Source organism: Prochlorococcus sp. MIT 0701, from assembly GCF_000760295.1.
GTDB lineage: Bacteria > Cyanobacteriota > Cyanobacteriia > PCC-6307 > Cyanobiaceae > Prochlorococcus.
Genome location: NZ_JNBA01000014.1, coordinates 73,573 through 84,703, shown reverse-complemented (window position 1 = coordinate 84,703; position 11,131 = coordinate 73,573). Strand labels below are relative to the sequence as shown.

At 46.0% G+C, this 11,131-nt stretch carries 10 protein-coding genes, 1 tRNA gene and 1 pseudogene; 5 read left to right on the top strand and 7 right to left on the bottom strand.

The genetic code is table 11. From position 1 onward, the window contains the following. From EV12_RS13585 to EV12_RS03750, 3 genes and pseudogenes are all read right to left on the bottom strand, one after another. Positions 1-223 (bottom strand): annotated as a pseudogene (locus EV12_RS13585) (tetratricopeptide repeat protein); the annotation flags it as partial. 110 nt (positions 224-333) lie between these two features. Further along, entirely contained in the window at positions 334-2,367 is a 2,034-nt protein-coding gene (locus EV12_RS03755; protein ID WP_052039606.1) for a tetratricopeptide repeat protein, read from the bottom strand. Between the two features lie 73 nt (positions 2,368-2,440). Beyond that, complete coding sequence (locus EV12_RS03750) at positions 2,441-4,993, bottom strand: serine protease (protein ID WP_052043460.1); 2,553 nt, start codon at positions 4,991-4,993, stop codon at positions 2,441-2,443. 298 nt (positions 4,994-5,291) lie between these two features. Between EV12_RS03750 and EV12_RS03745 the strand changes: the two genes are divergently transcribed. After that, positions 5,292-5,906 carry a hypothetical protein gene (locus tag EV12_RS03745; protein ID WP_036912092.1) on the top strand — a complete coding sequence of 205 codons (615 nt, stop codon included), beginning with the start codon at positions 5,292-5,294 and terminating at the stop codon, positions 5,904-5,906. Between the two features lie 302 nt (positions 5,907-6,208). On the opposite strand, the gene EV12_RS03740 is transcribed toward EV12_RS03745, so the two are convergent. Beyond that, positions 6,209-6,772, bottom strand: a complete 564-nt coding sequence (locus EV12_RS03740; RefSeq protein ID WP_241466461.1) for a hypothetical protein — start codon at positions 6,770-6,772, stop codon at positions 6,209-6,211. Between the two features lie 59 nt (positions 6,773-6,831). Between EV12_RS03740 and EV12_RS13120 the strand changes: the two genes are divergently transcribed. After that, positions 6,832-7,293: a vWA domain-containing protein gene (locus EV12_RS13120; RefSeq protein WP_072014271.1), complete on the top strand. Its 462-nt coding sequence runs from the start codon at positions 6,832-6,834 to the stop codon at positions 7,291-7,293. Here the strand turns inward: EV12_RS13120 and EV12_RS03735 are convergent. From EV12_RS03735 to EV12_RS03725, 3 genes are all read right to left on the bottom strand, one after another. Continuing rightward, entirely contained in the window at positions 7,209-8,549 is a 1,341-nt protein-coding gene (locus EV12_RS03735; protein WP_036912089.1) for a hypothetical protein, read from the bottom strand. The genes EV12_RS13120 and EV12_RS03735 overlap by 85 nt on opposite strands. Positions 8,550-8,587: 38 nt before the next feature. Next, positions 8,588-8,848, bottom strand: coding sequence for a hypothetical protein (locus EV12_RS03730; RefSeq protein ID WP_152562285.1), 261 nt, complete (start codon positions 8,846-8,848; stop codon positions 8,588-8,590). 205 nt (positions 8,849-9,053) lie between these two features. After that, positions 9,054-9,127: transfer RNA gene (locus EV12_RS03725), tRNA-Pro, on the bottom strand. 152 nt (positions 9,128-9,279) lie between these two features. Here EV12_RS03725 and EV12_RS14785 point away from each other — a divergent pair. The 3 genes from EV12_RS14785 to EV12_RS03720 all read left to right on the top strand — a co-directional run bounded on the left by EV12_RS14785 (position 9,280) and on the right by EV12_RS03720 (position 10,619). Continuing rightward, positions 9,280-9,411, top strand: a complete 132-nt coding sequence (locus EV12_RS14785; protein ID WP_255327579.1) for a hypothetical protein — start codon at positions 9,280-9,282, stop codon at positions 9,409-9,411. Positions 9,412-9,520: 109 nt separating this feature from the next. Further along, positions 9,521-9,688 (top strand): hypothetical protein, encoded by a 168-nt coding sequence (locus tag EV12_RS14010; RefSeq protein ID WP_193742135.1) that lies wholly within the window; start codon positions 9,521-9,523, stop codon positions 9,686-9,688. A gap of 49 nt (positions 9,689-9,737) precedes the next feature. Beyond that, a complete protein-coding gene (locus EV12_RS03720; protein ID WP_036912084.1) occupies positions 9,738-10,619 on the top strand; it encodes a DMT family transporter in 882 nt (293 codons plus the stop codon). The last annotated feature ends 512 nt before the right edge of the window (positions 10,620-11,131 follow it).

Below are 11,131 nucleotides of genomic sequence, written 5' to 3'. Positions count from 1 at the left end.
GATTAATCTTTATTGCCTTGCTGTATTCAACAATTGCTCCTTTAGGGTCATCACTTTGAAGTTTCTCAAGACCTGCCTTTGCATAATCATCAGCACTTTCAGCATGTGCTGCCTGGGTTGAAAGCAGCACCGCACCAGTCGCTATAGCAGTAGTGGATACTATTGTCAGCGATTGCCCAAGCGTCAGAAGAGATAGGGCGGCGGCAAGTGCGGTTCTGCGCATGACATTTGATAGGTGCTACTGCTTGAAGTATAGGTAGGTGTTCTTATGAGTTCAGGCGTGGGTGCTGTTGTTTAATGCGCTCATCACATATTGCGGAACCAGGCAATTCTTTATTGGCAAAACTGGTTCAGTCCTTTGGTCGCATTTTCACTGCCTAATGAAGATCCCTTCCTGAAATCTAAACAACTTCCTTTATAATCTCCCAAAATAACCTTGGTAACACCACGGTTGGTGTATGCCTCGGCAAATTGCGGATTAATAGCGATTGCCTGGTTGTAATCAGCAATTGCTCCTTGCTGATCTCCTGAACTATCTTTGGCAAGACCACGATTGAAGTAGGCATAGGCATGCTGCGGATTAATCTCTAATGCTTTGTTTAAATCAGCAATTGCTCCTTTGTAATCTCCTGAATTAGCCTTGGCAATACCACGATTTGTGTATGCCTCGGCAAGTTGCGGATTAATAGCGATTGCCTGGTTGTAATCAGCAATTGCTCCTTGCTGATCTCCTGAATTATCGTTGGCAAGACCCCGGTTGTAGTAGGCATTGGCATCCTGCGGATTAATAGCGATTGCCTTGTTGAAATCTGCAATTGCTCCTTGATAATCTACTAAGTCAGACTTGGCAAGACCGCGGTTGTTGTAGGCACCTGCATCCTGTGGATCAATTGCTATTGCCTTGTTGAAATCAGCAATTGCTCCTTGAAAATCGCCTAACTTTCTCTTGGCATTACCACGATTATTGTAGGCATGGGCATGCTGCGGATCAATTGCGATTGCCTTGCTGTAATCAGCAATTGCTCCTTGATAATCTCCTGAACCACTCTTGCTATCACCACGGTTGTAGTAGACACCGGCATACTGCGGATTAATTGATAATGCCTTGTTGTAATCAGCAATTGCTCCTTGAAAATCTCCTAATTGCTTCTTGGTAGCACCACGGTTGTTATAGGCATCGGCATACTGCGGATTAATTGATAATGCCTTGTTGAAATCAGCAATTGCTCCGTAATAATCTCTTAATCCTTTGTCCTTGGCAGTCCCACGGTTGTAGTAGGGAAGGGCATTCTGCGGATTTATTGCTATTGCCTTGGTGTAATCAATAACTGCTCCTTGATAATCTCCTAAATCAATCTTGGCAGTCCCACGGTTGTTGTAGGGTTCGGCATGTTGCGGATTAATCTCTATTGCCTTGTTGAAGTCATCAATTGCTCCTTGAGTATCTCCTAAATTATATTTATTAGTGCCAACAAGAAAGAATCCTTCTACAGTCTTTCTTAGCTTTAATGATTGTTCAGCAAGACGAATAACAGTCTGCTCCCTTCCCTTTTCTTGTGCAGATGCTCTTGCCATTGCAAGATAATCATCAGCAGTCGTTGCATTTTTCTTGCTAACGACCACGGGAGCACCACTAACAAAGAGTTCGTAGTAACTAATCGGAACACCTTGATTAACTCCCGTTTTCATGGAGATCTCCTTTCCAGAAGATGATTGTTCATTCCTCTCGCCTCTTCCGTGAAGACCAATTAATTGCCCATCAGCATTCAGTAGCACTCCGCCACTCATCCCACTCTCTGTTTTGTTGTCATATAGCAGTTGATACCCCTGATCAATTCCGACTTCTGCATTGGCAACAACCTCTCCAGGTTCATAGCGAAGGGTTTGTGAGTTGTTTAAAGGAAAACCTGCCACATAAATGGGTTGATCATGCTTGACCTTTTTGATATCCCCAATAGACGCCACCTCATAAGCACCACCACTAGAGAAGGTGAGCACTGCCATATCCACCTCACCAAGACGCTCAATACTTCCTTGCTCTAGTTGGTGCTCCTTCCCATCAGGCGTAAAGATCGCTAGTTCCTCCCCTGGTCTATTTCCTTCCACTACATGCCATGCCGTGAGCACTGTGTAGCGATTGCCTTCTCGTTTCACCAACACCCCTGAACCTTGCGTGGCACCTTCTATGCGAACAGTGATTGCCTTGGCGATACGTGCCACTGCAGAAGCATCTTGAGCAACAGCTGCTGGTGCTTGAAGAACAACTGCTGTGGTTGCTGTTGTGATGCCAAGAGTGCCCAGTAGAAGCGGTTGTCCTAAAGGCAGCAGCGAAAGGGCAGCAGCAAGAGCAGTGGTTCTGCGTGACATCTGTTGGGTGCTGCTTCTTTTAAGGGTAAGTGGGGGGTCTTATTTGGTCTCTAGGTGCTGTTGTTTTATCTACTCATCGCATCTTGAGGCACCATGAAAGATCCATTGCGGCAAACATCCTTTCGGTTACTTTATTGCCAAGAGATAATGATTTTGTCCAGTCAGAACAAGCACCCTTTCTATCTCCTGACAAGATTTTAGAAATACCTCGATTTTGATAAACAGTGGCATCCTGCGGATCAATTTCGATTGCCTTGTTGAAATCAGCAATTGCTCCTTGGTAATCTTTTAAATTATTCTTGGCAATACCACGGTTGTTGTAGGCATTGGCATCCTTTGGATTAATTTCGATTGCCTTGTTGCAATCAGCAATTGCTCCTTGGTAATCTTTTAAATTATTCTTGGCAAGACCACGGTTTGTGTAGGCATTGGCATCCTTTGGATTAATTGCGATTGCCTTGTTGCAATCAGCAATTGCCCCTTGATAATCTCCTGATTTAACCTTGGCAGCACCACGGCTGCTGTAGACTGAGGCAAATTGAGGATCAATCGCTATTGCCTTGTTGTAATCAGCAATTGCTCCTTGATTATCTCCTGATTTAACCTTGGCATTACCACGGTTGTAGTAGGGCTTGGCATCCTTCGGATTAACTGCAATTGCCTTGCTGTAATCAGAAATTGCGCCTTGATAATCTCCTGAGCTAAATTTTTGATTACCACTTTTGCCGTAATAGAGAGCAGAACTTTGGTCATCGGCAGGCTTCGGATTAATTGCGATTGCCTTGTTAGATTCTGCAATTTCTCCTTGGTAATCATCTAATTTACGCTTGGCAATAGCAAGGTTGTTGTAGGTCTTGGCATTCTGCGGATCAATCTCTATTGCCTTGCGGCACCAGGCACCATCTGTGCTGTTTAACCATTTTACTGCTGATTGAGAACCAAGAGATGCTCCTTTTTTGTAGAGAGGACAAGCACCTTCTAGATCACCTTTTTTAAACTTTAGCGAGCCAAGCAAGCTATACCCAGAAGGCAAAAGGCTTTGATCAATTTCAATTGCCTTATTTAAATCAACAAATGCTCCTTGATCATCTCCTGACATGGCTTTGGCAGCCGCAAGAGCTCCGTAAATCCTGGCATACTGCGGATCAATCTCTATTACCTTGTTGTAATCAGCAATTGCTCCTTGATAATCTCCTGTCATAAACTTGGCAACACCACGGTTGTTGTAGGCATTGGCACCCTTTGGATTAATTTCGATTGCCTTGTTGTAATCAGCAATTGCTCCTTGATGATCTTTCAAATTATTCTTGGCACGACCACGGTTGTTGTAGGCATAGGCAAACTGCGGATTAATTGCGATTGCCTTGTTGTAATCAGCAATTGCTCCTTGATAATCTACTAGCTTCTCACCTTTGACAGCACCACGGTTGTAGTAGGCATATGCATACTGAGGATCAGATTCTATCGCCTTGTTGTAGTCAGCAATTGCTCCTTGATAATCTCCTAATTCATCCTTGTAAACACCACGGTTGTGGTAGGCAAGGGCAAACTGCGGATTAATTGCGATTGCCTTGTTGTAATCAGCAATTGCTCCTTGATAATCTTCTAGTTTGGCCTTGACAGCACCACGGTTGTAGTAGGCAATTCCATCCTGCTGGTTAACCTCTATTGCCTTGTTGAGGCTATAAATTGCGCCTTGAGTATCTCCTGAACTAAATTTATTAGTGCCAACAAGAAAGTATCCTTCATTTGTCTTTCTCAACTTCAATGATTGTTCAGCAAGACGAATAACAGTCTGCTCTCTTCCCTTCTTCCCTGCTGATGCTCTTGCCTGTGCCAAATAGTCATCAGCAGTTGTTGCAGTGGTCTTGCTAATATCAACAGGAGCACCACTATCAAAGAGTTTGTAATAAGTAATCGGAACACCCTGATTGACCCCTGTCTTCATCACCAACTCCTTGCCACTAGATGCCTGTTCATCTCTTTCGCCCCTGCCATGAAGACCAATTAATTTCCCATCAGCATTGAGAAGGACACCACCACTCATTCCACTCTCTGTTTTGTTGTCATAAAGCAGTTGATACCCCTGATCAATTCCTATTTCTGCATTAGCAACCACTTCCCCAGGTTCGTATCGCAAGGACTGGGAATTGTTTATCGGAAACCCTGCAACATAAATTGGATCTTCATATTTGACCTTTTTGATGTCCCCAATAGACGCCACCTCATAAGCCGCAGGACTGGAGAACGACAAAACGGCCATATCCACCTGCCCCAACCTTTGGATACTTCCTTGCTCTAGTTGGTGTTCCTTTCCATCAGGCGTAAAGATCGCTAATTCCTCTCCTGGTCTATTTCCACTGACCACATGCCATGCCGTGAGCACTGTGTAGCGGTCACCTTCTCGTTTGACGAGCACCCCTGAACCTTGAGTGGCACCTTCTATGCGGACAGTGATTGCCTTGGCGATACGTGCCACAGCAGAAGAATCTTGAGCAACTGCTGGTGGTGCTTGAAGAACTACTGCTGTGGTTGCTGTTGTGATGCCAAGAGTGCCCAGTAGCAGCGGTTGACCCAGTGGCAGCAGCGATAGAGCAGCAGCAAGTGCAGTTCTGCGGCGTGACATCTGTTGGGTGCTGCTCGGATCAGGTTATGGCAGGTGTTCTTTCTCTCCCCTCTGGCAGTAACTGCAAGACATGAAGAAGGGCACCCGCGTTGGATGCCCTCAAGTCCAGGACATGTTTTTAGGGTGTCTACGTCCTCGGACTCCTGATATAGGTCTAAGCAAGCAGAAACAAGACGTCAGTAGGAAGAATTACCAGTTGTGTTCAAGAGAGAACTACTACCGCGGCCCGCCCAAGACAAAGACAAGTAGTACAAACAAGCCCTCGTAATTTATGGGTGTCACTTGCACTCCAAGTCAAATGGGTTTATTTCCTTTCGATCCAAGCGATCCCAATGATCCAGTAAAGGCTCTTCATAATCAAATTATCAACAAAAACGAGTCTTATTTTCGCGATACGATGAATAAGCTCAGTATCGCCTACGGAGATGAATGGACTTCTCTAAGCAAGAAGGAAATTCTAGTTCTTGAGCAGACTCTTGCTTCTGGGCTTTGTTGGCCTTCAGCATTTTTGAATCAAGAAGACAATCAGATTGATGTAGAAACTTTTTACAAGGTTTCTCTCGATGCTGCTATTCGACTTGATGCCCACTTTAAACCAGTTCCACAGGTATCTGAGGAACTACGTCAACAAGTATTTGACATGATCGATTCAGAGTTATCTATAACGAAAGGGAAAGCAGCGGAATCCCTTGGTATTTCTTTTGAGCTATTTGAATCCATCTGGTCAAAACATCCGAAATTTCGAGAAAGTCGCGAATTTGATATTTGCCTCAATCTGCTCGTATGTGGAATGAATGACCCTGAACGTATGGCGGCCTTAGTTGGTACAACTATTGATATTGCTAGTGATGTCGTAAATAGCTATGGGCCTTTTCTTAATGCTTCCCGTTTTAAGAAGAAAAAGAGTAATTAAGCATGTAAAAACTAGGCCAAACAGATTAAACGCCACCTCACAATCATAGGAGAGGTGGCGTACTCCGATGCCTTCAGACTAGGGAGGGAGAGACTTCTTGGCTTTTGTGGGGGGTCTTGGAGGAGTTCCACTCAGCAATGATCGCCAACCACGCCGAAACGCTCTTAGATGGTCCTATAGGCAGAAGGTGAGAATCGCAGGATGGGTTCGGGTGATGAACTCCAGTTAAGACAGAGACCTCTTCAAGATGTCAACGACTCCAGAGGTTGCCCCCCTATTCCGGGGATGATGCAATCCCTACATCATTTGCTCAAGTCATCGAGCAGCTCAGACACCCCTAGAGCCGTTGCTTCGATGTTCATCGCTCCCTCAAGGGATTTACAAGCTGCTGATAACACAGAAGGTATTTCCCTACTACGTAACATCACACCTTCATCCATTTGCTGTTCAAGGCTCTGCTTCAGTAAGGCCATGAGTTCATCAGCCAACTCACCAACTCTTTGGGCCCTGTTGAGTTGCTTATCCCTGAACTCTTTAAGCTGTTGCTCATGGCGTTTCAAGGCTTGAGAGTGTCCATCTGAATTGATCTGATCAAGCAGCGCAGTGTCATAGCTATCCAAACGTTTCTTCCATTGCCATTCATCAGAACGACGTCGCAACGTCGACTCTGAACAACCAACTAGTTCTGCGGTCTGACGAAATAATCGTCCTGGACCAAGATCACGATGGATAAGTAATTGTTCAAAGACTTCTGCAGGTTCGCCAGGGAGTTGATCAAAAGTCATCTTAGTGACGTCAAGTTCTAATTCAGGCTTCCAAAGGCCTTCACTGGACGTCAGATGTTGCCATCCAATGCCGGAACGCAACCCCGAAACGTTGAAGGTTTTGACTCAGTCGGTCTCAAAAGGAGGATTGCATTGCATTAATGAGTGGCAGCAAGCTCAGTTATGCCTGCAAGGCAGCACGTTTTCTGGCAAGTGAACTCACTTCACGCGTTCGTCTCGAGATCGTCAGTTTCGACGATGAAATCACAGTCGTTATCCCATCACAACCAGTACGCGATCCCCACCCGTTGATCGCTGCAATCAACACCATCGAAAGTGGAGGTTTGACTGCTTTTTTTGATGGCTGGCTTGCTGGTGCAATGCAGGTCGCCGAACATCTCAATCCCTCTGCTCTTAACCGCGTCTTACTTCTCTCCGATGGCCATGTGAATCAAGGCCTGACCGATCAAACAGAGATTGCCGAAAAGTTGGCTTCAGCATCAAGAAGCCCCTTGCATGAGCGTCAGAACCACTTTGACTATGGAGCTAAAAATCCCTTCAAGGACTCAAGGGGAAAATTGTTCTGGCTTTTGAACCACCAAGCTTTTGATGGAGCTCCGTAGTGTTCTCTCAAGTAGATGATTGCTTTGTTGATTGACGTAAAAATGACTCCGTCGTTGCTGGCTGCTGCGATACTTCCAAGGGCCCGCTCAGTAGCACCTTTTGCCTTGGCTTGGTTAGCGACCTCCTTCCAGCTGCCTTCATAGCTTGAAGTGAATCTTGCTGCTTTTTGGCACGCAGATCTACCAGGCAACTCTCCCGATTGGATTTGCCTGATGTGATCGCAATGATCAGCGAAGCCTTTTGCGTGAATCAGTAGCTCCTTCACATAATTGGCTACTTCATCAGAGTCGTTTGATAGTTGACTCGCAACCATTAGCGCTGATAGGCAGAGGTGTTGGGTCTGGTTGCTGCCAGTCCATCCACGAGCAAGTAGGTCATGGGCATCTTGCAAGCTTGTTGGCTCACCACTTTGCTTAGTAAGGCTCTTAAGGGGCTGCTCACCTTTATCCGCGTAGACCAGTTGTTGATTCGCGACTGTTCGTTTCCTAGCTTTGATCCAGTTGATACAGATGACTTCATTGTCATCATCAACAAGGTTGTAGGGACCGGAACCTAACTCTCTTTTTCTAAGCCTTATGGATTGAACCAAAACATTGTTTTTTGCTGCGACATTCCATCTATCAGCTAATAGAGCCGGTTCCTCTACTAGGCCGAATCCGTCTAGCAAAAGACCGTTACCTTGACCTGTGAACGGTAACCGGATTGGTGTGTAGTCACTATCTACTTGCTTGACGTTAGGGAAGACCTCCAACAGGCCTGAAGATATTTTCAGTTGTTGATCAGTAGTGAAGTCGATGCTCTCGCCCAGTTCTCCTGCATCTATTGCGCCTGCCTCGAGGCATAGTTTCACAGTGAGTGCTGCATCAAAGGCTTTAACCGGTTGAGCTAATGGATACCAGAGGTGAATGCCTCCACTGTGACTTGAGCGAAATACAAGGGGCTCTCTCAAGCCCATCAGTGCACATCTCTCCAACAGGGTGTTGATTGCGTCATCTCCACGATCAGGGTGGTATGGAGAACGTGCCTGATCAATGTCAAATGCAATCCATTGGGTAGTCCTAGAAGGGCGAATTACAAGGTAAGAAGGTTCTTCTGTGGACAATCCCAGGTGATGAGAAAGCATCTTTGCTGAAGGATGACCTGAACGAAATGCCTTAACTCCATTCACCTCAATCACATAGCCCCACCCAGGCGTAAAGGCCTTTATGAACCACTCAGCTAATGGGGAAGCCTTCGATGGGGAAGTGTTGCTCATGGAGTCTTGAGATAGGAAGGGGCTAAGAACGAATTGGCTCAATCCTTGCCAGAGCCGTAGGTCTCGATTCGAGAAGCATTGGTCTCTGGCGTTGCCTCCAGTTGACATGTCTGATCGCGTTGCCACTCCTGCAAGGCGATCACATCCCACAGCAAGGTGCCATGGATGTTTCCAGTCGAATAGACGTAGTGGGTGCCGGGCTTGAAAATCTTTTTGGCCTTGCGCTGACGTAACCAGCTACCAGAAACGCGCAGCAGCTCTGCTGCTTGCTCCGTATTTACGAAGTTGGTCGGTGTCATGAGGCCCTTTTGGCTGCGTTGGCGGTGGCTTTGAGCGGCTTGTGCAAGCAACTGCTCGATGGCTCCATTTACAAACTACGAGGGGTTGTCGCGCTCAAAAATTGAGCCTTGCAAAGGCCTCGCAGCTGGCTTTGGCCCGCCTAAACCAAAAGCTCTCAGGGCGCACACAGGGCGCAACCACTTTTGCTATTCGCTGAGATTCAAGTCGGGGCGACAGGATTCGAACCTGCGACCTAGTGCTCCCAAAGCACCCGCGCTACCAAGCTGCGCCACGCCCCGCCACGCAAGAATCCTAATCTCTGGAGTGCTTATCAGTAAAACCTTTGCCACCAATAGGTTGGGCATTTTTGTAGAGAATCACTCTGAGTTCGTCTGTGGCGTGGGCGTCACTCAGCCGATCGGGGTGATTTTTCTGCCTTGATGCTCAGACAATGGCGGTGGCAATCCCTATGGGTTCAATTTGTGCAGACGCTTCAGCAAGAGTCGGCGGAGATGCGCTAGGCCGTTTTTTCGACCGTCAGGGCTTAAAACTCAGCCGATCATCAATGATCATGATCACCTGATGCTGGTAGAGCTATATCTAGCTGGGATAAAACTTCCGAAGCTAATGATGGAGACTGGTCGAGCAGAGACAAATTTGAGCTTTGGCCAGCACTATTCAGGAACATACTGATGCAACACCCTCCACAAGAATTGATTCGCCGCTTGGAGCGAGTGCTAACTCCGAAAGAAATGGAAGCCTGGCTAGAAGGCTGGCAACAATCATTGGCAGCTGGTGCAGAACCACCACCGATTCCAACATGGGGGTTGCCATCACCTAGCCCAAATAGGAATATCTAGCTTACAGAGAAGTTGTGATTTGCCTTCTCTATTCTGATTGAATCATTCAATGGTTGTTGGTGTTTTAGCAGCGCTTTGTGGATCTCTTGCTTGGACATTAAGTAGTAGTCTTTGGCGCTCAATCAAAACGTCTTTAACTGCCTGGCAATTAAATGGTCTTAAGATCGTCATTGCCACATTATTTTTGTGCCCTGTACTTCTATTCTTGCCATGGTCTGAGCAGACCAATGGCTTGATGTTGTTAATGGCCAGTGGCGCTTTAGGCATTGCATTGGGAGATAGCTTCTACTTCGCTGCACTGCGTCGACTAGGAACACGAAGAACATTGACAATTGAAGCGCTAGGCCCTCTTTTGGCGAGCTTTTACGGAATGACATTTTTGGCTGAGATAATTAATTTGAAATCATGGTTTGGAGCAATCCTTGTTGCTACATCAGTCGTCATTGCAGCCTTTCAGCAACCGCCGGAAAAGGGAGTGGGTTTCAATCGACAGTTCTCGTCTCAACGATTAGGCATGCTCTTTGCTCTATCTGGTGTTATTTGCGGAGTTAGTGGTGCCGCACTTTCACGACAGGTACTCCTTTTAGGACAGATCACACCTTTGCAAAGTGCTGCTATTCGCTTACTAGGTGGATTATTGCTCATTATTCCTTGGCTACGCAAATTCATTCGGCCAATTCCTTATCCACGCCCGTCGCAAATCCGTTGGCCCAGGATTCTGTTTGCAACATTGTTGGGAACCAACCTTGGGATTATTTTGCAACAGCTAGCTCTGCAAAAGCTACCGTTAGGGATTGGGGTGACATTACTGAGCAGCTCACCTGTAATGGCTTTGCTTCTTTGCCGTTATGAAGGCGATAGACTAAGGCTTGGAGGAATAGCTGCATCTTTTATGGCAGTTATTGGAATTTGGCTTGCAGTAACTAGCTAAATAATAAAACTTTAACTCTACAAATAGAATCCTTCCCTTTTTTTATCAACCAACTCAGGCTCGCCATAGCATTAACCATTACTTAAGAGGGCGTGGCTATCAAAGATGTCATAGTTAGCTTTGTTGTCTTAAAGATCACTAGGATCAAAGCAACAGATTAGGCGTTAGAGAAACAGATGAGTTGGAGAAGTTATTCTTCAAAATATTGATGGTAGCTGGCGAAAGACCGATGGGAAGAGTCAAGTGTTTGCTCTAGCTTTTAAGCTAACATTATTTTTCATTAGGCAGCTATTTCTAGACTCTGGATGTTATAAATAGGGGCATCAGATGGTGAGAAGCCTTAACAAAGCAAGGTGTCTCTTGTCGCTTGAAGACAGCCAGAGAATCTAAATTATCGAATTATCAATGAATGCCCATACTGCCCTGCTAATAGATGCTCATTGCCTTTTCATGACGTTTGGCATCGGCCATAGCTAGGGCAAAAGTAACCTTCAGATGGAAGGTTGACGAAT

Bases quoted from the DNA above. Each gene is read 5' to 3' on its own strand.
- EV12_RS03755 (WP_052039606.1), bottom strand. From the start codon at position 2,367: ATGTCACGCAGAACCACTGCTCTTGCTGCTGCCCTTTCGCTGCTGCCT.
- EV12_RS14010 (WP_193742135.1), top strand. From the start codon at position 9,521: ATGCAACACCCTCCACAAGAATTGATTCGCCGCTTGGAGCGAGTGCTA.
- EV12_RS03745 (WP_036912092.1), top strand. From the start codon at position 5,292: ATGGGTTTATTTCCTTTCGATCCAAGCGATCCCAATGATCCAGTAAAG.
- EV12_RS03735 (WP_036912089.1), bottom strand. From the start codon at position 8,549: ATGAGCAACACTTCCCCATCGAAGGCTTCCCCATTAGCTGAGTGGTTC.
- EV12_RS14785 (WP_255327579.1), top strand. From the start codon at position 9,280: ATGGCGGTGGCAATCCCTATGGGTTCAATTTGTGCAGACGCTTCAGCA.
- EV12_RS13120 (WP_072014271.1), top strand. From the start codon at position 6,832: ATGAGTGGCAGCAAGCTCAGTTATGCCTGCAAGGCAGCACGTTTTCTG.
- EV12_RS03750 (WP_052043460.1), bottom strand. From the start codon at position 4,993: ATGTCACGCCGCAGAACTGCACTTGCTGCTGCTCTATCGCTGCTGCCA.
- EV12_RS03730 (WP_152562285.1), bottom strand. From the start codon at position 8,848: ATGACACCGACCAACTTCGTAAATACGGAGCAAGCAGCAGAGCTGCTG.
- EV12_RS03720 (WP_036912084.1), top strand. From the start codon at position 9,738: ATGGTTGTTGGTGTTTTAGCAGCGCTTTGTGGATCTCTTGCTTGGACA.